General features: G+C 60.2%; 20 protein-coding genes and 2 pseudogenes. 9 read left to right on the top strand and 13 right to left on the bottom strand.

Annotated elements, in window-relative coordinates; translation table 11 throughout:
• The first annotated feature begins 1,128 nt into the window (after positions 1-1,128).
• Positions 1,129-2,085 (top strand): IS481 family transposase, encoded by a 957-nt coding sequence (locus J3P73_RS07460; RefSeq protein WP_130825004.1) that lies wholly within the window; start codon positions 1,129-1,131, stop codon positions 2,083-2,085.
• A 55-nt stretch (positions 2,086-2,140) separates the two neighbouring features.
• Positions 2,141-2,359, top strand: coding sequence for a hypothetical protein (locus tag J3P73_RS07455; protein ID WP_130721697.1), 219 nt, complete (start codon positions 2,141-2,143; stop codon positions 2,357-2,359).
• 365 nt (positions 2,360-2,724) lie between these two features.
• Here the strand turns inward: J3P73_RS07455 and J3P73_RS07450 are convergent, their stop codons facing one another.
• Complete coding sequence (locus tag J3P73_RS07450) at positions 2,725-2,919, bottom strand: hypothetical protein (RefSeq protein ID WP_018070855.1); 195 nt, start codon at positions 2,917-2,919, stop codon at positions 2,725-2,727.
• A 512-nt stretch (positions 2,920-3,431) separates the two neighbouring features.
• Positions 3,432-3,753: pseudogene (locus J3P73_RS07445) on the bottom strand (efflux RND transporter periplasmic adaptor subunit); the annotation flags it as partial.
• Positions 3,754-4,019: 266 nt separating this feature from the next.
• Between J3P73_RS07445 and J3P73_RS07440 the strand changes: the two are divergent.
• On the top strand, positions 4,020-4,661 hold the full coding sequence (locus J3P73_RS07440; protein WP_075224795.1) for a TetR/AcrR family transcriptional regulator: 642 nt from the start codon (positions 4,020-4,022) through the stop codon (positions 4,659-4,661).
• Positions 4,662-5,889: 1,228 nt separating this feature from the next.
• Here J3P73_RS07440 and J3P73_RS07435 read toward each other — a convergent pair.
• From J3P73_RS07435 to J3P73_RS07420, 4 genes and pseudogenes are all read right to left on the bottom strand, one after another.
• On the bottom strand, positions 5,890-6,783 hold the full coding sequence (locus tag J3P73_RS07435) for a DUF2092 domain-containing protein (RefSeq protein WP_207579844.1): 894 nt from the start codon (positions 6,781-6,783) through the stop codon (positions 5,890-5,892).
• A 135-nt stretch (positions 6,784-6,918) separates the two neighbouring features.
• Positions 6,919-7,701: a 3-hydroxybutyrate dehydrogenase gene (locus tag J3P73_RS07430; protein WP_207579843.1), complete on the bottom strand. Its 783-nt coding sequence runs from the start codon at positions 7,699-7,701 to the stop codon at positions 6,919-6,921.
• A 26-nt stretch (positions 7,702-7,727) separates the two neighbouring features.
• Positions 7,728-8,486, bottom strand: a pseudogene (locus tag J3P73_RS07425) (acetoacetate decarboxylase).
• A 28-nt stretch (positions 8,487-8,514) separates the two neighbouring features.
• On the bottom strand, positions 8,515-9,693 hold the full coding sequence (locus tag J3P73_RS07420) for a patatin-like phospholipase family protein (protein ID WP_130685218.1): 1,179 nt from the start codon (positions 9,691-9,693) through the stop codon (positions 8,515-8,517).
• Between the two features lie 183 nt (positions 9,694-9,876).
• On the opposite strand from J3P73_RS07420, the gene J3P73_RS07415 reads away from it, so the two are divergent.
• Positions 9,877-10,563 carry a TetR/AcrR family transcriptional regulator gene (locus tag J3P73_RS07415; RefSeq protein ID WP_024323851.1) on the top strand — a complete coding sequence of 229 codons (687 nt, stop codon included), beginning with the start codon at positions 9,877-9,879 and terminating at the stop codon, positions 10,561-10,563.
• 127 nt (positions 10,564-10,690) lie between these two features.
• Positions 10,691-11,140 carry a hypothetical protein gene (locus J3P73_RS07410; protein WP_024323852.1) on the top strand — a complete coding sequence of 150 codons (450 nt, stop codon included), beginning with the start codon at positions 10,691-10,693 and terminating at the stop codon, positions 11,138-11,140.
• A 117-nt stretch (positions 11,141-11,257) separates the two neighbouring features.
• On the opposite strand, the gene J3P73_RS07405 is transcribed toward J3P73_RS07410, so the two are convergent.
• The 4 genes from J3P73_RS07405 to J3P73_RS07390 form a co-directional block, all read right to left on the bottom strand.
• Positions 11,258-11,770 carry a P-loop nucleotide/nucleoside kinase family protein gene (locus tag J3P73_RS07405; protein ID WP_207579842.1) on the bottom strand — a complete coding sequence of 171 codons (513 nt, stop codon included), beginning with the start codon at positions 11,768-11,770 and terminating at the stop codon, positions 11,258-11,260.
• Positions 11,771-11,843: 73 nt separating this feature from the next.
• A complete protein-coding gene (locus J3P73_RS07400) occupies positions 11,844-12,314 on the bottom strand; it encodes a GNAT family N-acetyltransferase (RefSeq protein WP_130685214.1) in 471 nt (156 codons plus the stop codon).
• Entirely contained in the window at positions 12,289-12,852 is a 564-nt protein-coding gene (locus J3P73_RS07395) for a P-loop NTPase family protein (RefSeq protein WP_207579996.1), read from the bottom strand. The genes J3P73_RS07400 and J3P73_RS07395 overlap by 26 nt, the downstream gene beginning before the upstream one ends.
• 184 nt (positions 12,853-13,036) lie before the next feature.
• Positions 13,037-15,418, bottom strand: a complete 2,382-nt coding sequence (locus J3P73_RS07390) for a methyl-accepting chemotaxis protein (protein ID WP_207579841.1) — start codon at positions 15,416-15,418, stop codon at positions 13,037-13,039.
• A gap of 685 nt (positions 15,419-16,103) precedes the next feature.
• Between J3P73_RS07390 and J3P73_RS07385 the strand changes: the two genes are divergently transcribed.
• The 3 genes from J3P73_RS07385 (at position 16,104) to zwf (ending at position 19,917) form a co-directional block, all read left to right on the top strand.
• The gene (locus J3P73_RS07385; RefSeq protein WP_018070831.1) at positions 16,104-17,378 is read left to right on the top strand and encodes a hemolysin family protein; all 1,275 of its coding nucleotides are present in this window, start codon (positions 16,104-16,106) and stop codon (positions 17,376-17,378) included.
• A gap of 124 nt (positions 17,379-17,502) precedes the next feature.
• Entirely contained in the window at positions 17,503-18,273 is a 771-nt protein-coding gene (tam, locus tag J3P73_RS07380; protein ID WP_130661211.1) for a trans-aconitate 2-methyltransferase, read from the top strand.
• A gap of 135 nt (positions 18,274-18,408) precedes the next feature.
• Positions 18,409-19,917 (top strand): glucose-6-phosphate dehydrogenase, encoded by a 1,509-nt coding sequence (gene zwf, locus J3P73_RS07375; protein WP_024324043.1) that lies wholly within the window; start codon positions 18,409-18,411, stop codon positions 19,915-19,917.
• Between the two features lie 34 nt (positions 19,918-19,951).
• Here the strand turns inward: zwf and J3P73_RS07370 are convergent, their stop codons facing one another.
• The 3 genes from J3P73_RS07370 to J3P73_RS07360 all read right to left on the bottom strand — a co-directional run bounded on the left by J3P73_RS07370 (position 19,952) and on the right by J3P73_RS07360 (position 21,277).
• Positions 19,952-20,293: a hypothetical protein gene (locus J3P73_RS07370; RefSeq protein WP_130661210.1), complete on the bottom strand. Its 342-nt coding sequence runs from the start codon at positions 20,291-20,293 to the stop codon at positions 19,952-19,954.
• Between the two features lie 40 nt (positions 20,294-20,333).
• The gene (locus tag J3P73_RS07365; protein WP_130661209.1) at positions 20,334-20,789 is read right to left on the bottom strand and encodes an NUDIX hydrolase; all 456 of its coding nucleotides are present in this window, start codon (positions 20,787-20,789) and stop codon (positions 20,334-20,336) included.
• A gap of 95 nt (positions 20,790-20,884) precedes the next feature.
• Positions 20,885-21,277: a hypothetical protein gene (locus J3P73_RS07360; protein ID WP_003546502.1), complete on the bottom strand. Its 393-nt coding sequence runs from the start codon at positions 21,275-21,277 to the stop codon at positions 20,885-20,887.
• A gap of 224 nt (positions 21,278-21,501) precedes the next feature.
• On the opposite strand from J3P73_RS07360, the gene J3P73_RS07355 reads away from it, so the two are divergent.
• Positions 21,502-23,064: a helicase HerA-like C-terminal domain-containing protein gene (locus J3P73_RS07355; RefSeq protein WP_130661208.1), complete on the top strand. Its 1,563-nt coding sequence runs from the start codon at positions 21,502-21,504 to the stop codon at positions 23,062-23,064.
• Positions 23,065-23,187: the final 123 nt, after the last annotated feature.

The following is a 23,187-nucleotide window of genomic DNA, read 5'->3' as shown; positions in this document are numbered from 1 at the left end:
AGGCCTTAGGCAGGGCCTCTGGTCTCCATCACGAGACGAACAATGTGCGGCCGGAGCTGGATTCATCTTCACGACGCCGCGATCGGGCCGATGGGGCGGTGGGGAGCATCCACATGTCTGAACCAGCTAGAAGGTGCCGGGCACCAAGCTCGATGATCCTCAATTCTGGACCCAAGACGCGGCTCTGGCTTAATGCATGGTCGCGGAAATCACTGAAGGGGTAAGACTCCCGAGGTCGTCCAGGAGACGGACAAGCCCGGCGGAGTAGCAAAAAAGACCGAACTGGGTTCCAGTAACGTATAGGGTAAAGACAGATCTCCAGGCGTGCATAGCTTGCCCCCAGGGACACTCGATCGTTTCGCGCGGCATGACGGCAAACATCATCAAATGAGCCTCCAAGTCTGTCGTCGGCAGTGATGAAATATCTGGCGGCGTGTGGAGCGGAGAGCCCGGAGCCCAAGGCCCGGCGTCCCCATATGCGCTGGGAAAAAGCGTCAATGGGACCAGCTCGATTTGGATGCGGTGGAGGTCATGTGTCATGGTGTCAATCCTTAGAAAGAACGCGGAGGAGCGAAGAGGCAAACGGTCCGACCCCATCGGCTCGCCGGCCACCTATCGTTGGCGAACCGGTCTCAAGTCTGTTCTTGATGCAGGCATCACGAGGCGTGATGAACTCCTTCGCGAGCTTGATGACATTGCCGCGCGGAATAAAGTGCCCTGACCGTAACAGGACGCCGCTCGACCGGCTATTGATCTTGAGGAAGGATCGGGTAGCGAAGAGGAGGGGATGCCTTATACAGGGGTTTAGGAGTCCCTCGTCGGGCCTGCTGCCGGAAATCAGACCACCACCCGCTCCTTGCCGATAAAATGCCCTCGGCCGAGCCGAGCATAGCACCCTAGCAGCCCGCCTGATGCTGCCTCCGTATAACTTGCGCATACACAAGTATGATGGCGGAGCTACGCGGCTTGTTTTACCTTTTGCTCATGAGTGCTGGCTTCCCCAGGCTGGTCATGTTGGCACCGGCGTCGGCAGCCATTCACTAGATGTGAGCTTTCCGGAGGTTGTCCATTCGGAGCGGATTTAGGAGACTGGAGTTACCACACCTCAGTTTTCCAGGATCACTCCGAATGAACATCCATAAGAATGCCCGACTGACCCCGTTGCGTCGAGAGGAAATGGCTTTGGCCGTTGCCAAAGGCCAAGTGTCCAAAGCCCAGGCTTCCCGCCTTTATGGTGTCTCGTCAAAGATCGTTTCGCGCTGGGTCGAACGGTTCAGGGCACAAGGACGCGCCGGGATGGCGGACCGCTCGTCCCGGCCCAAAATCAGTCCACGTCAGACGGGTCAGTCCTTGGCAGAGCGCATCGTCGCACTTCGCCGTCAGCGCCGGACAGGCAAGCACATCGCCATGGAAACAGGCGTGTCGCCCGCCACCGTCAGCCGCGTTCTCAGGCGTGCAGGCCTGTCACGGATGAAGGATGTCGATCCCGCCGAGCCGATTGTACGTTACGAATATGCCGAGCCGGGTGGTCTGATCCATCTCGATATCAAGCGCCTCGGCCGCTTTCATCGCGTCGGCCACCGCATCACCGGCAACCGGACCGGCCAAAGCAACTCGCGTGGTGTCGGCTGGGAATACGTCCACATCTGCATTGACGATGCCTCCCGCATCGCCTTTACCGATATCTTCCCCGACGAAACCGCCGTTAGCGCCATTGCCTTCCTCAAGGCGGCCGTCACCTATTATCAGAGCCTGGGCATCACAGTCACGCGGGTGATGACCGACAACGGCGCCTGCTACAAGGCCAAGGACTTCGCAACCACCTGCAAGGCACTCGGCCTCAAGCACATCCGCACCAAACCCTATACCCCCAAAACCAACGGCAAGGCGGAGCGCTTCATTCAGACGGCTTTGCGAGAGTGGGCCTATGCATGCGCCTATCCGTCATCCGAACACCGAAAAGCCCATCTGCCAAGCTGGACCCATATGTACAATTGGCATCGTCCGCACGGCAGCCTGAAATCAAAAACACCCATCAGTCGCCTCGGCCTCAACCGAGACAACCTCTTGAGCATCCACAGCTAGACGTTGGAACCATGGCCGATTTTCAGGTTCTAAAACCGTTAGGAAGGGACGCAGAATGCCGACGGTATCTCCGACTCCTATCACGCCTCCAGACGAGCGCGTTGTTACCGCCCGAGAAGCGCTTGAGCCCCTCTACGAGAGACTTGAGCTTCACACCGACGCCACCCTGCTGTCGGCGGCAATGGAAGCCGGATGGCCGGCCGACGAGGCAACGAAGGCGCTGGCTGCCCTTAGATTGCACGACGCCCTCAATATTCTTGGCCGAGGGAATTGAGGTCCAAGCATATCGATGCATAGCCCGACGGCCAAATGAAATGGCAGGCTTCGCAAAGTTCTAAAGGAATTGAACCGACGAGGGATTATCCGGAATTGGATAGTAAATGCCACCGCAACCGAAAGCGAACAAGTTACGGCTTTCGGACGCAGATGGGGTCCTCAGGCGGGGGGTCGGGAATCCTGGGTTTGCCGTGCTCGTTCACGCCAGCGTCAATTTTGATGATCATCCGAACGTCGGCTGCATTCTCCACACCGAATTCAGTTTCCAGCATCCGATGAACGCCCTAGTCGAAAGGATGTCGAGCTCAAGGTTTTCAGTCTGTCTGAGGGCCGTACGAGCACGCCGGTCATCGACCATTGCTTCTAACATCGTTCTGCAAAACACCAGAGGCTCTCTTGGTTGCCACGATTTAGTAGATCGACCAAATTATCGGCCTCCTCGGCGGTGAGCATGTCCATGACAAACCCATCGATGATGGCCGGCTGTCCGATGACTTTATCGACCACAGTCCAGTAAATATTGAGGTTCTTACAACGGGTATATCTCGGCGCTGCCATCGTGAACGGCCTCCGTGTGGTAATGACTTTCGTCAATTGTGAGCGGTCTACAAGACATGACTGCCCGGTGGCTCTTGGACATCTGCGAGGCTCATGACGCTAGGCGGCAGCTCGACAGAGAAAGAGGGCTCCCATTCAGCGGGTGGTAAAGGAACCGTTGCACCACAAAGAGTTAGGCGGCTCGTTGCCTTTAAGAAGGCGCTCACAGTAGAGCATTTTTGTACCCGCTAATGAAGAGATGCGTTGGAATCAGGCATGCTATCTATTCGTATAGCCTTCCAAAAGCTCGCATCGTCCCCATTGATGGCGAGCGGCACGTGGTGCCGCGGCTTGCACCTAGTTCCGCTCGTAGGTGTCCGGATGACCAATTCGAAGCTGCCTTCCGCCAGCCAAGAGTCTTGCACGTTCGGACTTCGGCTATACCCCCCAGGACAAGCCTGAAGATCTTGCGAGAGACGAATCCGAAGAGCTCCCGAGGGACGAACGCTACGACGCCGCGTTAGCAGAGCCCGGAGCGCTGCCGCGGGACGAACTCGAGGGATGCCTGCGCTCAGCAGCTCCTTCTGGACGTCATCAAAGGCCGCCCTCGGAACAGCCTGCGACTGCAGGAGCGACTTCGCCCGATTGAAGGCGAGCGTCTTCTGCGCAACGACGGCCTGCGTCGACGCCAAGCGCGGCACGGGCGACGATAATTTCCGCACCCGGCTGATACTGAGTCCCGGCGGCCGCGACGATGCGGACCTGCTGAGGCGGGGGCGCCACCTCAGCTTTCTCCTCGCAGGCAGCAAGGACTGCGCAGGCGAGACCAATTCCCAGCAATCGAAAAGACTGCATTTTTTGCTCCGGTACGGTTTGCGAAGAGAGCCGCTTGTTGATCGCCAGCTTCAATTTGCTGCGTGTAACAGGCCATCGTCCGATGTTGACAACGCCCACTTTGCATGCGTAAAGTGGGCGATGTCAACATGTCTAGGCCAAATATGTTGACACACGCAACATCGTTGCAAGATGAGCAGGCACGACCAGATCTCTGCTGCCACTGTGGATCGCACACCCACTAAAGGTGTGTCACCGGATATTCTCAAAGAATCCAATGGGATGTGATGAAACGAGTCGAAAAGAAAACATCAAGGGCGGAGCGGAAGGCAAGGCGTCCTGATGAAATACTGGAGGCCGCGTTCGAGGAATTTGCGGCGAAAGGTTATGCGGCAACGCGTGTCGAAGACGTCGCAAGCCGACTGGGGATAACAAAGGGAACGGTCTACCTCTATTTCCCGACCAAGGAAGTTCTTTTCCAGGAAATGTTTCGCCAGGCCTCGACGTCATCCGCGGACCTGTCGACCGCCATCGGCAGCCTTCGTGGATCCTGCGCCGACCGGATACGAGGCCTGCTGCTGATCTCCTATGAAAGCACGGCCAACGACCGAAAGACGAGAGAACTTCTGCGCTTGTCCCTCGCCGAAGGCACTCGCTTTCCCGAAGCGGTCGATTTCTATCATGGCAAGTTCATCGCGCCGACGCTTGCTGCCCTCACGGCCCTCGTCGAGCAAGGCGTGAAATCGGGAGAGTTTCGGCAAGACGCGGCGGCCCATGCGCCGGACGTACTCGCGAGTTCGATTTTTCACGTTGCCGTCTGGCGTCTCATGTTTGCGGGTCGAAAACCGATCGACGGCAAGGCAATTGTTGAGGCGCACATCGACCTCGTGATGAGCGGACTCGTGCAGCGTTCGGGACGCAGGTACTGATCTGGCGAAGTACGTCAGAGCGGAGGGAGCTTGGCAGTCTTCGATGCGTGGCAAGGCCGGATGCGTCGTGCGACGTCCGGCCTGAACCTCCTTCCGGTGCCGAGCGGAACCTAATTCCCGCCAGGCACGCGATCGTAATTCGACGATGGAACTTCACCCGTCACCAAGATATTTCCCTGGATCTTATAGACGATCCGTAGATTGGCGGCTGCGGCCTGAAGCCAACCGACCGCTTCTTCCGATGTCCATGCCGTACCCTCTGGCGGCAGGCTCTCAAACAGGCCGGCAATCAGAGGATTCACAGACGGGGAGCCGCTATTGCCGCCGCTTTGGTTCGTCCCGCCGCCAACGGACGGGCCGGAGCGGCTCTGATCCGAAGAGCTCGCATATACCTCGCCAGAAGAGCCTGAAGACCTGGCGTCAGACGAACCAGAAGAACCAGCGTGAGACGAACCCGACGATGCCCCGTTAGCAGAGCCCGCGCTGCCGTGGGACGAACTCGAGGACGCCGTGCCAGAGGAGCCCGTAGCGGAGCCAGACTGGTATCCATAGGAAGAATACGTCGTTCCGCCCGTGCTCGAGGCTGCCGCAGCACCGGTGACGACGCCTGCCGCATACCCGCCCAGGACGTAGGCTTCGCGGCGATAGTATCCACGCCCATAGTCTCCACCGCCATAGTCTCCACGGCCATACCCTCCGTGACCATAGTCTCCAACGCCGTGGTCCCCACGACCATAATAGCCACGGCCAAAGTATCCGTTGCCGTTGCCAAACACCTTGAGATCGCCAGAGTTGTTGACGGTGAGGTTGCCCGAGTCCTTTGCGGCGATGTTGCCCCCGGAGTTCATCAAGGCGCGGTTCCCATTGATGTTACCGCCTGAGTTCAGCGTGTTGCGGATATTTCCGGACAGGTTGCCCCGTCCGCGGCCAGGCCCTTCCGCCAATCGCCCCTTGGCGCCACCGACATTTGGCAGACGAGTACGAGGGTTCACCGGTGGACGGTTCTGCACGTGCATCGGCGGGCGGCCATGGGCCATCGGCGGACGCTGTATGCCGCCCATCTGTGGACGTGGCACCCCTCCCGGCCCTCCCGACGGCAGATGTGGTGGGCCTCCAGACGGCAGGGGCGGTGGGCCGCCGGGCGGCGGTGCAAACTGACCGAAGGCCGCGTCCGATGTAATGGCCGTCAAGGCGAGAAAAGCAAAGCAGGTGCGCTTCAGATAGGTCATCACTTGGCCCTTTCCGTTTCCGGCGCGGCGGCCGCAGTCGGCTCAATCTTTTTCACACCAGCGGGAGGTTCAAAGGTGAATTCGGAGTCGGACAGAGGGGATTTGGTCTGCCAACCCGTGAATTCGACAACGAAGCTGGGTTCCCCCTGCAGCAACGGGTATGTGACGACCAGACGATGCGGCGTCGCTGCGCCATTTTTCTCGACCCACAATTCGAGATCGATGCCGGACTTCTGAGAGAAAAACAGATGCCGACACTCGACGCCGTCGACGGTAGCCGTTCCCACCTGCCAGGCGGCCATGGCATCACTCAGCAGGACTTTGTCCGGAGAGGCTGCAAAAAGGACGCTGAGCGGAAAATCGACGTCCAGCTTGGTTGCTACCTCGTTGAGCGCAGATGGTATGTCGCCCGATGCGGGGATCGTCGCGTAGTTCTTGCTGTCGGGAAAGAAGACCGATGCCGCCTTGCCGTCGTAGAACAGATCATGCTTGCCGTCATCGCCGTTGAACTCGACGGCGATCCGGTCGGGACGACGCACCGTGATTTTCATCGTATGGAAGATGTGAAGCGGTTGTCCGGACTGATCCAGGTAAATGCTGATCGTTCTCGCCGTGATCGTCAGGTCGCTGGCAAGGAGCGTCTTTCCCATCTGCGCAACGGCGGTCGCGGCCTCGTCGCTGACCGCTTTTTTTACGGGCGGTGTCGGCTCATCCGCTCGGGCTGTCGGCAGCGCGGTGAATCCTACGATCATGCCGAGCGCGGTAGTCTGGAGCGCATTCCGCAATGTCGCGGTCACCCGGCGCACGCTTGCGCGGTCAACAGACGGACTGGTGGCGATAGACGGTCGCCGGGCCTTCAAGAGGGCCCGCCGCAAACCATTATAGACTTCCATGTTCATTTTCCTTTGATACTCAAGAACGTGATAGCGCGAGCCGACTGTGGCTCGTCGCGAGGTAGAGTTGGTCAGGGTGCTGGAGCGTTCCTGTCGCACAGCGCCGCAAAGGGCGTCGTGCGACCGCAACCGATCCTACTGCATGAACCAGCCGTGGCTCACGACCAGCGACTGGCCGGTCACCGCATTGGACCTGGCCGCCGCGAAATAGAGAACAGCGTCGGCCACATCATCGGTGCTGGTAAACTCGCCGTCGACCGTATCCTTGAGCATCACCGTCTTGACCACCTGCTCCTCGCTGATGCCGAGCTCCCGTGCCTGCTCCGGGATCTGTTTGTCGACGAGCGGCGTGCGCACGAAGCCGGGACAGACCACGTTGGCCGTGACGTTGTGCTCGGCTCCCTCCTTTGCCAGTACCTTGGCCCGTCCGATCAGTCCGTGCTTGGCCGTGACATAGGGCCCCTTCAGCTTCGAGGCTTCCTTGGAGTGCACGGAACCCATGTAGATCACCCGGCCATAATTGGCGGCATACATGTGATTGAGGCAGGCGCGCGTGGTCAGAAAGGCGCCGTCGAGATGGATCGAAAGCAGCTTTCTCCAGTCGGCAAAGGGAAAGTCGACCAGCGGCTTGACGATCTGGATACCGGCGTTGCTGACCAGCACGTCGATCTTGCCGAACCTGGCGACCACCTCGCCGACGGCCTTTTCCACCTGCTCCTCGTCGGCGACGTTCATCGCCACGGCGAAGGCATCGCCGCCCTTGCTCTTGATCTCGGCGGCCGTTGCGTTCGCGGCGTCAAGATTGAGGTCGGCGATCACGGGAATGCCGCCTTCGGCTGCGAAGCGAAGCGCGATCTCCTTGCCGATGCCGCTCGCGGCTCCGGTGACAATCGCCACTCTTCCATCAAATCGAGACATGGATAGTTCCTTTCAGTTGCGGGAGATCAGTCGTGTTGGAGGTAGTCGAATACGACCTCGCCGAGGCCGAGCGTCAGGTCGGCGATGTAGTGGCTGGCCGACGTGACCTCGCGCACGGGGAGACGCGCGACGTCGCACATCGCGTGTTCGAACAATTGCAGGGCTGCCGGGCCGGCCCATGCGCCCTTCAGGGTCACATCCTCGAGATAGTAGCGCACGAGTTCGCAAATCCGGGGCGAACCGTCGACGTCCGGGATGACCTTCAGCACGAAGGCGGGCTTCGCCATCGCCTTTGCCAGCGGCTCCAGCGGGAGCTCGCGATGCTTGTAGCCCATGGTCGCCCTCACGCAGAGAACCGAGCCATAGTGCAGCGTTCCGACGAGCGTCTCCTGCTCGTGCGACAGTTTCGGCGTTGCCAGCTTCTTCGGAAAGCCCCAGATCTCGCGGCCGCCGGCGATCGGAGAGTTGTCGTCAAGGTACATGGCATGCACGTAGCTGCCTTCCTGCACCTTGCCCGATGGCGTCGTGAAGCGCACCGGAATGACCTGCCCGGTTTCCGGCTAGTCGCCGAAGCCAGTTGAATCCGGCATGCGGATGAATTCATAGGCGACGGTGTCGCCGATCACTTCCAGCGGCTCCGGCACGACGGCGCGAAGGGTCTCCGGATCGGTCCGGTAGTGGATGACGACAAATTCGCGGTTGTAGAACTTGTAGGGTGGCCTCGGATAGGCCGGATTGTTGAGCGGCATCGCGAAGGCATTTTCGCGGACTGCGGCGATCTTCATGGTCGTGCTCTTCTCTTTGGGTGAAATCTCAATCGAAGTCGAAAATGGCGACGCCGTCCGGCGTGCCGGGCCGCTGCAGCACCTCGGGGTGGCGCAATGTTTGAAGGGCGTCGTTGTAGCCGGAGGCCCAGTGCTCCTCCATCGTCAGCCGGGAGAACTCGTAATCCTTGGAGCTCGCTTCGTATTTCTTGGCGCGATATATGAGCTGGACGATGTTGTAGACCTTCTCGTCGGCCTGATCGACGAGAAGCTTGATCTCCGGATCGGCTTGCAGCAGGGCGTCCTGCGGGACGAGCTCCACGAGATGGCCGAGTGCGCGGCGCAGCCGCTGCTGCGTCCTGAAATGGTCGGTCGCCGCGCGCGTGCGGCTCGAGAAGCGGATATCCTTCTGCCGTAGTTCGATTCCGAGCAGGTCACGCGGGAACTCGCCATTCGCGCTCCAGAGGTCAACCTGAAAGGCCAGCGTGTCCTGGCGCGGCGCGTTATCGAGGACCCATTGCAGCGGCGTGTTCGAGATAAGGCCGCCGTCCCAGTAACACTCGCCGTCGATCCTCGTCGCCGGGAAGCCAGGCGGCAGGGAGCCGCTCGCCATGATATGTTCGGGGCGGATATTGTGGGTCGTAGTGTCGAAATACTCGAAGTTGCCGGTGCGCACGTTGACGGCGCCGACGCTGAAACGCATGGCCCCTGTATTGATGCGGTCAAAGTCCACCAGCCGCTCCAGCGTCGCCTTCAGCGGTGCGACGTCGTAGAAGCTTTCCGCCTCGATGCTGCCGGCGGATGAAAAGAAAGGTGGCACCGGACGGGGCCTGAAGAAGCCCGCGGCGCCGTCCATAAGGGTGGCGAAGGCATGTGCCTGATTGAGCAGGCCACGCGCGAAATCACCCTGGAGCCCCATCGCCCCCAACATCGCCGAAAACAGAGTGGGAAACCCGTGAGCCGGGGCGGTTACCGTCTCCCAGAAGCTCCTGAGCGCCTCCACTCGTCTTTCGGGCGGATTGCCGGCGATCAGAGCGCTGTTGATGGCACCGATGGAGATGCCGGCGACCCAGTCAGGATGCAGACCGGCTTCGGCCAGTGCTTGATAGACGCCGGCCTGATATGAACCGAGCGCCCCTCCGCCTTGCAACAACAGCGCGATACGCTCGAATGGCGGACGCTCCGCCATGCGGTGCCTCTTGTTTTTGACGGGATGTTGAGCGGCCATCAATGTACCTTTTTTGTTGTAGCGTCCGTAGGCGCCGATCGCGTGCTCGTATTGCGCCGAAATAGCAGACGGAACGGGCGCGCCAGATGTTGACAACGCCCACTTAAAGATTAGAGTAGACAATGTCAACATCGCGCAGTCAAAAATGTTGACACGAGCAACTTAAAAACCTAATGGACGAATATGACCAAAGATATTTCCACCACAGAGCAGCGCCCGTATCATCATGGCGACCTGCACAGGGCGATCGTAGAGGCCGCGCTCGATGTCCTCAGCGAATCCCAGAGCACGGAATTTTCGCTGCGGGAGCTCGCCCGACGAGCGGGCGTCAGTCACAACGCCCCCTACAAACACTTCGCCGACAAGCGCGAATTGCTGGCCGCCGTCTCGGCAGTCGGATTTGAGCTCCTTGCGAAGCGGATGGCCGATGCGACGAAGGAACTCGACAGTCCGCGCGAGCGGCTGGCAGCTATAGCGCGCGCTTACGTTTGCGGCGGCGTCAACAATCCAGCGCTCTACAGATTGATGTTCGGCGGCTACCTTGGTGGCCAGGACAATGGGCGCCCTGCGATCGAAAGAACTGCGGCCTACAGCATGAAAGCCGTTGTGGTAGAGGCGATATGCGACGGCGCTCTTGGGCGCCTCATTCCCAACACCGCGGCAAACACGCGTATGATCGATGGTGCCATTCTAATATTCTGGTCGCAAATGCATGGACTGACCTTGCTGCTGGTAGACAGCCTCGTCGGCCCCAGCGGCAAGATTGAAGAGCTGAGCGAGGGCGTGTTGCAAGGCATGCTCGACGGATTGTCGAATTGTATCCCGGAAATACCAGTCGGCGTGTGGGTGGGGCCTCCGCCTGCCGAGTAGAACCTCCCAAGCCTCGCGCTGGTAAACCTTTGAATTTTTGACCAGCACGCCTGGGCATTGGGGCTGGTCGGCGATCCGCCCTGTTACTTACGTGTCGCGCGCCGGCTCGTTCCGAGAGGAGAACCTCATGGACGCATACATTTCTGCTCTGATGGGGCTCGCCGGCATCGCGATTGGCAGCCTGACCTCGTTTGCCACCACCTGGATGACGCATCGATCACAGGTGAAGGAAAAACAACGCGAGGCCGAGGCTGCCAAACGCGAAAAGCTGTTTTCGGATTTCATCGCCGAAGCGACGCGGCTTTACGGTGACGCAATAAGCCACCAGAAAGACGACGTTTCCGACCTCGTGCTGCTTTATGCACTGGTCGCCCAGATGCGTCTGATCTCATCCCGTCCAGTCGTGGATGCAGCCGAGCTCGCAATGGCAAGGATCGTCGAAACCTATTTGACGCCCAATCGCTCGCTCTCTGAAATCCGCGATCTTGCCCGTTCCGGCGCGATGAACTTTCTCCTCGATTTTGGTGAGGCTTGCCGGGCAGAATTGGCGACAGGGCACCTGGCTGTCGGACGATAGGATTTGCGGAACAGAGCCACCGGGCAGACAAAACCGGAATCGCGACCCAGGAAGGCCGCCGCTATAGGACGCTGCGATGAGATCCGCCTCGCGTCAGGTGTCGGCTCGGAAACGAGATCATTCATTCATCATCGCCTGCAATTTCAATCGGCTCATGAGTTCATCCAAAGCCGCTTCCACCGTTTTCAAAGCCGTATCGATGAGGATTGCATCGTGCCATTCGTCATAGGCTCTTTCGGAAGTCTCTTGCCATGTCGGCTTCACGAGACCTTCGACGTCAGTGAGGCGCGTTTCGACACGGTTGCGGTGCTCGGCTTTGTCCGAGCAAATGACCTCGACCTCCGCGGCCATCACCCCAGCCGCTTGTGCGACCGAAAGCCACGCCGACCGGGTTATCCGAAGTGGGTTGACGGAGTCGGCAATGACAGTCCTGCCAAGGGTCAGATTGTCTCCGGCAATACCGTAAGCCACGATATAGCCTGCAGGCCCGGCATCATCGGCTATTCCGGAAGCGCGGATTGCTTGCTCGATGGTATCGACGCGCACATGGACCGCATTCAACCGCTCGGCCAAAGCGCGGGCAATCGTCGTCTTTCCACTGCCAGGCAGACCGCCAAAGATAATGAGCATCGTGACCTCGGCGTTGGTTGCAGAAGCTCCACGAGAAAGTCAGATCAGCTCGCGGTCGCGCAATACTTCACCATTAAGGCCCGGTTCGCAATTCCTTAGTCAGCACCGGGTTATCACCACCGGCCTCAACGGCGGTCCACCCGAGCGCGCCGTAGAATCCGACGGCGTCTCGCGCCGCATTCACAACCAATCTCTCGACCCCGTGTTGTGATGCGAATTTTTCGAGGCCCGTCATGAGCATCCGCCCGTACCCTTTTCCCTGGCATTCCGCCCTGATCGCGACGGTTCGCACACACGCCGCCGCATCGTCCATCAGATCGAGGCGAGCCGCACCCACTGGCGTATTTTCAAGCAGAAGCGGCAAAGGGAAATACCCATCCCTTCGATCATCGGGATGGCTCGCATCATAGCCAATCAACCCGCGGGCCTCGAAAAGGACAGCGCGGCGGATGTCGTGGTAGGCGTTCCAGTGTTCATCCGCAGACACCTGGACGACTATCCAGGCGTCTTCGCCCTCGTCATTCGGAAATCTGGGCTCGTTCATCGATGGCCTCGACGATGCTCGTGGACAACCGGCCGGTAAAATCGGTGACGGCCTCACGGCTCGATAACAGGAATTTCGGACGGGAAAAGACCGAGAACAATCGCGCGTGCGTCTCGAAAGAGTTCCAGTTGTTCATTCTACTCCGGTATTCGGCCACCCACTTCAAAAGGCCATCGAACTGAGTTTGGGACTCGCCGCCCTGGATGCCTCGCAGCTTGATGTTGGCGATGCATTCTTCCTCCGGCAGATCAATCCAGATCAGGGTCGTCGTGCGGTTGAGGACCATGTTCGCCAGCTGCCCGTAAACGCCCTCCATGACCCAGGCATCGCGCTCGGCCGCCGCCCTGACCATCTCGTCCCGCAACGCTCTGTCGCGATCGATGCCGTAGCGCCCCGGCTCCCAATGCATGTCATCAAGGTGGACAACCGGATGGTGAAGCTGCTCAGCGATACGACAGGCGAGCCATGTTTTACCCGCGCCGCCGTTGCCCATGATGAGCATGCGGTCAAAGGCGGCTGAGGGATTGGGAAACGTCATCGGCAACTCCGAGGACTTTGCGCTGATGCTGGTTTGTGTGACCTTAGCGCGAGATATTGAATGCTTTCAAATCAAAATTGAGCGCGCGCCATCCTTGCAGCTGTGGCCGCTTGAGGAAAACAATGCTTGCCGCCTTCGAGGGCGCGTGTGGCGCGGCGCTCAGCAGCGTCGCGCGCCAAATGTCCTAGAACTCTTCCCAGTTGCCCTCGGTCGAAGCCGGTGCGGCTGAGGTGCCGAAGGCGGCTGCGAGCTTGCCGCCGAGTGCGCGCGCCGGCGAGGGAGCGGGCCTGGCATGGTCGGTGGCTGAGGCGGGAACCGGTCTGCGCGCCGCAAGCGTCGCCGCGACCGGGCGTGCCAACGGCCTGGCAATCGTCCGGGCGGCAGGAGCCGCGTTGGCCGTCTGGCCGAGATTGAACTGTGCCAGACGCTCCGAAAGGGCAGACACTTCCGTCACCAGCGTGTGCGAGGCGGCATTCGATTCCTCGACCATTGCGGCATTCTTCTGGGTCGACTGGTCCATCTGGTTGACCGCCGTGTTGATCTCCAGGAGACCCGTCGACTGTTCACGGGCGGCCTGGACGACTGCCTGGACGTTGCTGTTGATCTGCTGGACTTCGGCAACGATCGCCTGCAGCGCCTTGCCGGTCTGGCCGACGAGATCGACGCCACGCTTGACCTGGTCGCCGGACGAGGTGATCAGCGCCTTGATCTCCTTGGCGGCCGTCGCTGAACGTTGCGCGAGTTCACGCACTTCCTGTGCGACGACGGCAAAGCCCTTGCCGGCCTCCCCCGCACGTGCTGCCTCAACGCCTGCATTGAGGGCCAGCAGGTTGGTCTGGAAGGCAATATCATCGATCACGCCGATAATGTTGGAGATCGACTGCGACGATTGCTCGATGCCGGTCATGGCGTCAACGGCATTGCGCACGACCTCACCAGACTTTTCTGCACCATCCTTGGTGCGGCTGACGAGCGTTCCCGCCTCCTCGGCGCGAAGGGTGGAGTCCTTGACCGAGGTGGTGATCTGCTCGAGTGCTGCGGCAGTCTCCTCGACGGAAGCGGCCTGCTGTTCGGTGCGGCGGGCGAGATCGTCGGCGCCGGAGCGGATTTCCTCCGAACCGGCCTGAATGACGGCAGCGTTTTCGGAGAAAGAAATCAGGGCTGCCTGGAGCTTTTCGACAGACGCATTGAAATCGACGCGGATTTCGTCAAGGGAGTCGGTGAATGGCTTTTCCAGCCGGACGGTCATATCTCCATTGGAAAGGCTGGCCAGTCCGTTGCCGAGTTCGCTGACCGCGAACTTGATCGAATCCTCACGGGCGGCATGGAGGACGGAACGTTCCTGTCGTTCGATCTCTTCGCGGGACCGGGAGCTTTCCGCATCCGTTTCCAGCTTGATCTTCTGGCGATTGCTTTCCAGCAGGATGGCGAGGGAACGTGAGAGGTCGCCGATTTCGTCCTTCGCATTCTTGTCGCTCAGTTGCACGTCGAGCTGGCCATGGGCGATGCGATCGGTCTCGGCAATCACGCCCTCTATGCGGCGGATGAATTTGCGGGCAATGAGCCAGCCTGCGAGACCGAGCAGGAGGGTAGCGATGGCGGTGATCGCAACGGCGCTCCATGCCATGTTGTTGAGTTGGGCAAAGACGGTGGATTTAGGCACCGAAACGACGGCATACCAGTTGAGGTCATTCGTGAGCTTTACCGGATAGGCGACCGAGAAATAGGTCTGGCCGTCCGGGCCTGCGATCTCCTGCTCGACGCCGGGCTTGGCGATCAACTGATCCCAGCCGGCCGTGAGATCACCGCCATCCTTGATATTCTTGCCTGCGAGCTCGGCGGAGGGATGGCTGATGATGCTGCCGGCGCCTGTCACGAGGCTGAGATAGCCGGTCTCCATCGGGTGGACTGCCGAGATCGCCTTGTTGGCGTCGTCGAGCGAAATGTCCATGCCGGCGACGCCCAGCGCCTTGCCGTCGACCATGATCGGCTTGGCGACCGAGGTCATCAGCACGTCCTTGCCGTCGACCGCGTAGACATAGGGTTCGATGACGACGGTCTTTTTCTGGGTAAAGGGAAGCTGGTAGTAGTCTCCGGCGCCCGACACGCCATAATCGACCAGCGGCGTGTGCTGGATCTTGTCGCCACTCCTGACCCAGTAAGGCACGTAGCGGCCGGTCGTGTCGTGGCCGTCCTTGCCGACGAAATCCTTGTCCTTGCCGTCGAAGGCATTCGGTTCCCAACCGGTCCAAACACCGAGCGCCATCGAATTATCCTGCAGCATGTTCTTCAGCAGGTCGTCGGCGGTCGCACGATTGGAATTTCCGCCTTCCTTCATCGTCGACAGCGACGTTTCCAACGCATTGACGATGCCGAGCGCCACGCTCATGGATTTCTCGACGCTAAGCGCGTTGGTGGCAGCGATCTGGAGCATCTGATCGAGGCTCGATTTGCGCATATCGTTATAGGCGATGTAAAAAAGAACGCTCGATGCCGCGATCGTCGCGACGACACCGCAGGCTGCCACGGAAAAAATGTTGCGTCCGGTAGCCGATTTGAACTGCATGCGCTTACCTCCTCGAACGGGCAGGTCATCGATCGCGCACCGATCTATTCCGTCCCGGCTTCCCCCTGACCGAGAACTGATTTCGAGACGTGCCTGCACGTCGCGGAAATCGTTCGCAATATAAAGAAAATACGAAGAGGCTGTTAATTTACGGTGTATTGCGCCGGCTTTACCTATGACCGGGCAGCTCGCAGCGCCTCTTTTTAAGACGCGCAAACGCGATGCTGCTGCCGTTGGCGAAACTGTCACATCAAGACGCTATAAGGATTTTCGCCCGGCACCTCTTGCGTCGGCACTGTTTCACCGTCAAAATTGCGACATGCCTGACAGCGACCCATCCAGTACAAGCTCCGCCCCTTCCAACCGGGATCTCCCGACCGACGAAGCAGGCGACCACTGTAGACGGTGCGATGACCTCCGCCTCGCCTCAAGCATATCAAGGTTCCCGCAGAGAGCCGCTTCCCAGACCATTGTCGATGACGGGTGGCCGCGGGGCCTACCCGGTTTTACCGATGGCCCATGACTTTCACTTCAGAGGAGCGGTCTGATGCAACCTGCACTGATGTCAACACGATGAGGGAAAGACGATAGGCGATACGTATATACGTCTATAGAGCGTCCCTTCGAATGCCTCGCCGCTTCGCCCGATGAATGCGGCATTACAACCTCAAAGAATAGGGTCCCTGTGTTTCTGGAAATTGGAATTGTGGCGTTTCTCACCATCCTGAATGGTGTGCTCGCCATGTCGGAGCTGGCTGTTGTGTCTTCTCGAACGGCCCGCCTAAAGGTTCTCTCCGACAATGGAAGCAAGGGTGCAGCCCAAGCGATCAAACTTGCCGAAAATCCCGGTCGTTTTCTCTCTACAGTGCAGATCGGCATCACGCTGGTCGGCGTTCTATCCGGCGCGTTCTCAGGGGCCACGCTCGGCGGCCGCCTGAGCGGATGGCTGGAAGCCCAGGGGATGTCATCGACGGCGGCCGATGCCATTGGCGTAGGTTCAGTCGTTGTGGCAATCACATATCTTTCGTTGATCGTCGGCGAACTTGTTCCCAAGCAGATCGCATTACGGGAACCCGAAGCGGTTGCGGCCAAGGTCGCGCCCGCTATGGCGGTACTTTCAAAAATCGCGCTGCCACTCGTGTGGCTTCTGAACGCCTCCGGAAATCTTGTGCTCAAGCTCTTGGGCCAAACAGGAAAAGGTGGCGACAATGTCTCTGACGCAGAGATCAAAACTGTTCTGGCCGAGGCGCAGTCGGCTGGCGTTATTGAAAGCGAAGAGTCCGCGATGATATCAGGCGTCATGCGGCTGGCGGACCGCACCGCCCGAGCGCTTATGACGCCCCGGCGAGACGTCGAAATTATTGATATCGACGACAGCCTTGATGAAATTCGGACCCAGTTGCACCGGACGAAGCGGTCGCGGTTGCCCGTTCGAAAAGGCAGTTCGGACGAGGTGATCGGCATCCTTCCGGTCAAGGACTTCTACGACTCGATGTCCGAACACGGCACTGTCGACATCAAGGCTCTGACGCAAGACGTCCCGGTGGTTTCAGATCTTTCAACTGCCATCAATGTTATTGAAGCCATCAGGAAATCGCCCGTTCACATGGTGCTGGTTTTCGACGAGTACGGCCATTTCGAGGGGATTGTCTCGTCGGGTGACATTTTGGAAGCAATCATGGGGGCTCTCCAGGAGGGACCTGTCGATGAACAGGCCATCGCTCGTCGAGACGACGGTTCTTACCTCGTGTCGGGCTGGACGCCGATTGACGAGTTCGCTGAATTCTTAAACCTCAGGCTCGATGGCGATCTGGAATATCAGACTGTCGCCGGCCTGGTGTTGGAAGAGTTGAAACATCTGCCGGAATTGGGCGAGAGCTTCACGAGAGATGGATGGCGCTTCGAAGTCGTCGATCTCGACGGGAGGCGTGTGGACAAAATACTTGTATCGGCTGAGTGAAGATCGGCGGGTGCTTCGTCGCCGGCGACTTCGCCGATGAGATCGTCAAGCTCGATGGCCGCAACATCGACAAGATCCGCATCCACCACATGGACGATGTGGCCTGACAGCAGGAGTGAACGCCATGGCATGGTCCGCCAATCAATATGTGAAATTCGAGGACGAACGCACGCGACCGGCGCGTGACCTGTTGGCACAGGTGCCGCTGCAAAACATTCGTCATGCCATCGATCTCGGCTGCGGACCGGGCAATTCGACCGAACTGATCATCGGGCGCTATGGCGCGGCCGGCGTCTCCGGCGTCGACAGCGACATGAACATGCTGGAGGCAGCACGCAAGCGGCTTCCGGGCACTGCCTTCGTCGAGGCGGATCTCACCCGCTGGCAGCCGGACGAACCTGCAGACCTTTTGTTTGCCAATGCCGTCTTCCAATGGCTGCCCGATCATCTCGATATCTTCGACCGGCTGATGGACGGGCTTTCCGAAGGCGGCGTGCTTGCCGTGCAGATGCCCGACAATCTCGGCGAACCCTCGCATCTGGCGATGGAGGAAACGGCGCATGCCGGCCCGTGGAAGACTGCCTTCGAGGCGAAGAGCGTGCGCCGCAAGGCCCTGCCGCCGCCGTCCACCTATTACAGCCGGCTGATCGCCAAAGCTTCACGCGTCGATATCTGGCACACCATCTACAATCACCCGATGGCGAATCCGGCGGCGATCGTCGAATGGGTCAAGGGAACCGGGCTGATGCCCTATCTCGCCCACGCCGGCGAAGAGCATCGCGAGGCATTCCTGGCGGATTACCTCAAGCGGGTGGAAAAGGCCTATCCCAAGATGTCGGACGGGCGGGTGCTGCTGCGGTTTCCGAGGATCTTCATGGTGGCGGTGAAAGGGTAATCGGCCGCCCGCCAACAAGGTGACGTGAGCTCAGCCACTCCGGATGGTGTCAAATGCCTGTTATCCCTCGCCTGCATATGTTGCGGCAAAACCAGCGCGCAGTATAGTCGGCCGGAAAATCCAAGGAGATGACACATGGACGCTGCCCCTACCCCGCCGGTCACCCTCGTCATCTTCGGCGCCACGGGAGACCTGACGCGCCGCCTGCTGGTGCCGGCGATCATCAATCTGACACGCAGCCGCCTCGTCGGCGAGGATCTCCACATTCTCGGCATCGGCATTGAGCCGGGTGACGACGAATTCCTGCGCGGACGGCTCGACCAATTCCTCAGCCATCTGAGCGGCGAAGAGCCGACGGTGACGGACGAGGCCTGGGAAAGCCTGCGCCGGCGCATTTCGTATACGTCCGGGGATTTCACCAAGGACGATATTTTCGTCGAGATCGGCAAGCGGCTGGGGCCGAATGCCAATGCCGCTTTTTATCTCGCGGTGCCGCCATCCTTTTTCGGCACGATCGTCGAGAAGCTCGCCGCCCACGGGTTGACCGATGAAAGCGACCGCGTCTTCCGCCGCGTCGCCATCGAGAAGCCGTTCGGCACCGATCTCGCCTCGGCACAGGCGCTCAATGCGCAGATTCTCGCCCAGGTCGAAGAAAGCCAAGTCTACCGGCTCGACCATTTCCTCGGCAAGGAGACGGTGCAGAACCTGATGACGGCGCGCTTTGCCAATATGATGATCGAGTCCTTGTGGAATAACCGCTATATCGACCATGTGCAGATCACCGCCGCCGAGATCGTCGATGTCGGCAGCCGCGGCAAATTCTATGATGCAACCGGCGCGCTGCGCGACATGGTGCCTAACCATCTCTTCCAACTGCTGGCGATGATCGCCATGGAGCCGCCGAACAGCTTCGATGCCGAAGCAATCCGCAACGAGAAGAGCAAGGTGCTGAAGGCGCTGCGCATCTATACGCCTGAGGAGGCCAAGACGCATGGCGTGCGCGGCGCCTATGGTGCTGGCCCGCTCAATGGCGCCGAGCTTCCGGCCTATCGCGACACAAAGGACATCTCGCCCGACAGCAGGACTGAGACCTTCGTGGCGCTGAAACTCTATGCCGATACCTGGCGCTGGGCCGGTGTGCCCTTCTATCTCAGGACTGGCAAGGCGCTGACGGCGCGCGACACCGAGATCGTCATCACCTTCCAGCCGGTGCCGTTTGCGCAGTTTCGCGAGACCGAGGTCAATAGTCGCCTGCCGCCAAACCGGCTGGTGATCCAGGTGCAGCCCGACGAGGGCATGAGCATGGAAATCTCGATCAAATCGCCGGGGCTTTCCGTCGATACCGTGCCGGTCTCGCTCGATTTCCGCTATGCCGACAAATTCGATATCGCCAAGACGACCGGCTATGAATCGCTGCTCTACGATCTCTTCATCGGCGACCAGACCCTGTTCCAGCGCGCCGACGGCATCGAGGCCGGATGGGCGGCGGTGCAACCCTTCCTCGACATCTGGGCTGGGGATCAGAGCGTACCCGACGCTTACGCGCCGGGCAGCATGGGACCGGCCTGCGCCTACGAACTGATCCAGCGCGACAGGCGGCAGTGGCATGAACTCGGCGTTTTGTTGCACAGAAACGGCAAATAAAGACGGTTCTGCTTTCCAATCCGGGACTATCCCGTCAGCGGCAGGCGTCGCTTAGCGTACCGTTGCGCTCGGCCGCGCGGTACTGACGCGTTCCGGGCCGTGGGCAAGTGGGCCGATCCCGCGGAATGACGACGTTGATATCACCGGTTTCGACTGGATCGAGTGGAATCATCAGTGCGCCATTGGATTCCGCCCCCGGCACCGTGCCGGGCGGCATACCGCCGAAGCGGCCGCTATAGTCCATATCAGCAAGCGCCTGGGAGAAGGCCGGCGCGGCGAAGCCGAAGAGAATGATCGAGGTTGCTGCAAGAAACATACGCATGATGCTATTCCCTATGGTTTCAGCGATGCGACAGAAACAGCAGAACGACCTCATTGTTCCCCTGGAAGCGGGGGCAGAGCGGGCGATCTCCAGCTCAATAGCGCCAGCGCGACAGCAGTTTGTCGAGGCCTGTCGGATAGAGATCGATGCCGGCGTTGCGCAGCCTGCCGCGGCCGAACCAGCGCGCTGTCGCCGCCGTCTCGTCGAGTTCGCAGTAGCGGATTTCGTCGCGTTCGTAGAGCGATGCATCGGCTAGTTCGATGTCGGCGGCGAATATGAATTCGTGACCGGTCGCGCCATGATGCTCGTAGATGTTTTCAAGCAAATGCCAGGGGCCGACGATTCGGATATCGGTCTCGAGCTCCTCGGCGAATTCGCGGTGCAGGGCCTCTTCGCGGCTCTCGCCGAATTCGATCGCGCCGCCGAGCGGGCGAACGCCCTTGATGCGACCGCTGTCATCTTCCACTTCGGCGGCGAGGAGCTGATCTTTCCGCCAGGCGAGGCCGATCACCTTCACCCTGATCTGCTGCGATGGGCGCCAGACGGTCATCTGCTCTCCTTCCATAGGGACAACGCTTGCTTTTCACCCCGGTGACGAGAACAGTGAGCCCCGCAATAAAGCGAGGCTCCTGCAGATCCCTCGTCTCAGACGAACTGGCTGAGGCCCGGGACGGAAGCGACGACCTCGTCGACGACTTCCTCGCCGGCATATTGCTTGGCGATCGCGATGGTTTCCTTGGCAAGCGAGGTGATCTCGCCCATGCCGAGGCCTTCGCCCATTAGTTGCTGGCCGAGCCCCATGATGCCCCCGCCGCCGAGCGAGCTCATCAGCCCGCCAAGAAGACCGCCGCCGCCGGCACCTGCGCCGTTGAACTGGGCGACGAGATCGGCGCCGCCGGGGATCGCTTCGATCATCTTGGCAACCGGGCCATCGGCGGCCTCGCGCTGCAGGAAGCCGAGCATCATGCCGAGCGCCTTTTCGGCCAAATCAGGCGCAATACCCACGCGATCGGCGATCTGGGTCACAATTTCATTCATCGTCAGCCTCCTGTTTTTTGACGTTAACGTCAACGTTAATCGAGATTTGACCGCAACTCAAGCCGGCCCCTCCCCGGGCGGCACTTTGTCCAGTTTTGCTTTCAATGCAAACAGTTGTCCGCATCCATCTCCCTGCTTATAACAGGGAAACGATGGTTCGATGAAGGCGACAGAAGCAAGCCTTCTCATACAAATGGCGGCAGAGCCCCAAGGGAGCATTCCGAATGATCGAGGAAGGCAAGATTTTCATCGGCGCGAGCCGCAATCCCGATGACAGCATCAACAAGCCGGAATATCTCGACCTGAAATTCGGCAACCGCCACGGCCTCGTCACCGGCGCTACCGGTACCGGCAAGACGGTGACGCTGCAGGTGCTGGCTGAAGGCTTCTCCCGGGCCGGTGTTCCCGTCTTTGCGGCCGATATCAAGGGCGACCTGTCCGGCATCGCCGCCAAGGGCGAGCCGAAGGATTTCCTGACGAAGCGAGCCGAGCAGATCGGCTTCACCGACTATGAATTCGACCAGTTTCCGGTGATCTTCTGGGATCTGTTCGGCGAGAAGGGCCACCGGGTGCGCACTACCATCGCCGAGATGGGACCGCTGCTGCTCGCCCGCCTGATGGATGCCTCCGAACCGCAGGAAGGCGTCATCAACATCGCCTTCAAAATCGCCGACCAGGGCGGGCTGCCGCTGCTCGACCTCAAGGATTTCAGCTCGCTCTTGAACTATATGGGCGAGAACGCCAGCCAACTTTCCAACCAGTACGGGTTGATCTCCAAGGCGTCAGTCGGCTCGATCCAGCGGGCGCTGCTCGTTCTCGAACAGCAGGGCGCCGAGAATTTCTTCGGCGAACCGGCGCTGAAGATTTCCGACATCATGCGCACCAGCAACAACGGCTACGGCCAGATCTCGGTGCTGGCGGCCGACAAGCTGATGATGAATCCGCGGCTTTACGCCACCTTCCTGCTCTGGCTGCTCTCGGAGCTCTTCGAGGAATTGCCCGAGGTGGGCGACCCCGACAAGCCGAAGCTCGTCTTCTTCTTCGACGAGGCGCACCTGCTCTTCAACGATGCGCCGAAGGTGCTGACCGAACGTGTCGAGCAGGTGGTGCGGCTGATTCGTTCCAAGGGCGTCGGCGTCTATTTCGTGACGCAGAACCCGCTCGACGTGCCGGAAACGGTGCTCGCCCAGCTCGGCAACCGGGCACAGCATGCGCTGCGCGCCTATTCGCCACGCGAGCAGAAGGCGGTGAGGACGGCCGCCGATACTTTCCGTGCGAATCCGGCCTTCGATTGCGCCACCGTCATCACCAATCTCGGCACCGGCGAGGCGCTGGTCTCGACGCTGGAGGCCAAGGGCGCGCCTTCGATCGTCGAGCGCACGCTGATCCGCCCACCCTCCGGCCGCGTCGGCCCGGTGACCGATGACGAACGCCGGCAGATCATGGACAGGAGCCCGGTTCTCGGCGTCTATGATGAGGACGTCGACCGCGAATCCGCCTTCGAACTGCTGGCCGCGCGGGCGAAGAAGGCGGCCGATGCCGACGCCGCCAAGCGGGCGCAGGAAGAAGCGCCTCAGCAACAGGGCAGCACGACCTCCGGCTGGAGCCTGCCGGGCTTCGGCGGCAGCAATGACGACAACCAGGGCCGCGGTCAATCGCGCGGCCGAGCGCCCGGCTATCAGCGCGAAACGGTGGTGGAAGCGGCAATGAAGAGCGTGGCGCGCACGGTGGCGACGCAGGTCGGCCGGGCGCTGGTGCGCGGGATATTGGGTAGTTTGAAGCGGTAGGCGTTTCGCAGCAGAGTGCCACCTGCCCCTCATCCGCCTGCCGGCACCTTCGCCCCGTTTACGGGGAGAGGGTTAGGGTGAGGGGCAGTCTCTGGAAGAAGCCGCCCGGCGGCAAGTCGGCTG

Source organism: Rhizobium ruizarguesonis (genome assembly GCF_017357285.1).
GTDB classification, from domain to species: domain Bacteria; phylum Pseudomonadota; class Alphaproteobacteria; order Rhizobiales; family Rhizobiaceae; genus Rhizobium; species Rhizobium ruizarguesonis.
Note: the sequence above shows the minus strand (reverse complement) of the source record. Positions and strands in the feature narration are given on the sequence as shown.

Excerpts from the sequence above, each read along its gene's own strand:
- J3P73_RS07460 (WP_130825004.1), top strand. The coding sequence starts at position 1,129 with ATGAACATCCATAAGAATGCCCGACTGACCCCGTTGCGTCGAGAGGAA.
- J3P73_RS07455 (WP_130721697.1), top strand. The coding sequence starts at position 2,141 with ATGCCGACGGTATCTCCGACTCCTATCACGCCTCCAGACGAGCGCGTT.
- J3P73_RS07450 (WP_018070855.1), bottom strand. The coding sequence starts at position 2,919 with ATGGCAGCGCCGAGATATACCCGTTGTAAGAACCTCAATATTTACTGG.
- J3P73_RS07440 (WP_075224795.1), top strand. The coding sequence starts at position 4,020 with ATGAAACGAGTCGAAAAGAAAACATCAAGGGCGGAGCGGAAGGCAAGG.
- J3P73_RS07435 (WP_207579844.1), bottom strand. The coding sequence starts at position 6,783 with ATGGAAGTCTATAATGGTTTGCGGCGGGCCCTCTTGAAGGCCCGGCGA.
- J3P73_RS07430 (WP_207579843.1), bottom strand. The coding sequence starts at position 7,701 with ATGTCTCGATTTGATGGAAGAGTGGCGATTGTCACCGGAGCCGCGAGC.
- J3P73_RS07420 (WP_130685218.1), bottom strand. The coding sequence starts at position 9,693 with ATGGCCGCTCAACATCCCGTCAAAAACAAGAGGCACCGCATGGCGGAG.
- J3P73_RS07415 (WP_024323851.1), top strand. The coding sequence starts at position 9,877 with ATGACCAAAGATATTTCCACCACAGAGCAGCGCCCGTATCATCATGGC.
- J3P73_RS07410 (WP_024323852.1), top strand. The coding sequence starts at position 10,691 with ATGGACGCATACATTTCTGCTCTGATGGGGCTCGCCGGCATCGCGATT.
- J3P73_RS07405 (WP_207579842.1), bottom strand. The coding sequence starts at position 11,770 with ATGCTCATTATCTTTGGCGGTCTGCCTGGCAGTGGAAAGACGACGATT.
- J3P73_RS07400 (WP_130685214.1), bottom strand. The coding sequence starts at position 12,314 with ATGAACGAGCCCAGATTTCCGAATGACGAGGGCGAAGACGCCTGGATA.
- J3P73_RS07395 (WP_207579996.1), bottom strand. The coding sequence starts at position 12,852 with ATGACGTTTCCCAATCCCTCAGCCGCCTTTGACCGCATGCTCATCATG.
- J3P73_RS07390 (WP_207579841.1), bottom strand. The coding sequence starts at position 15,418 with ATGCAGTTCAAATCGGCTACCGGACGCAACATTTTTTCCGTGGCAGCC.
- tam (WP_130661211.1), top strand. The coding sequence starts at position 17,503 with ATGGCATGGTCCGCCAATCAATATGTGAAATTCGAGGACGAACGCACG.
- zwf (WP_024324043.1), top strand. The coding sequence starts at position 18,409 with ATGGACGCTGCCCCTACCCCGCCGGTCACCCTCGTCATCTTCGGCGCC.
- J3P73_RS07370 (WP_130661210.1), bottom strand. The coding sequence starts at position 20,293 with ATGAGGTCGTTCTGCTGTTTCTGTCGCATCGCTGAAACCATAGGGAAT.
- J3P73_RS07365 (WP_130661209.1), bottom strand. The coding sequence starts at position 20,789 with ATGACCGTCTGGCGCCCATCGCAGCAGATCAGGGTGAAGGTGATCGGC.
- J3P73_RS07360 (WP_003546502.1), bottom strand. The coding sequence starts at position 21,277 with ATGAATGAAATTGTGACCCAGATCGCCGATCGCGTGGGTATTGCGCCT.
- J3P73_RS07355 (WP_130661208.1), top strand. The coding sequence starts at position 21,502 with ATGATCGAGGAAGGCAAGATTTTCATCGGCGCGAGCCGCAATCCCGAT.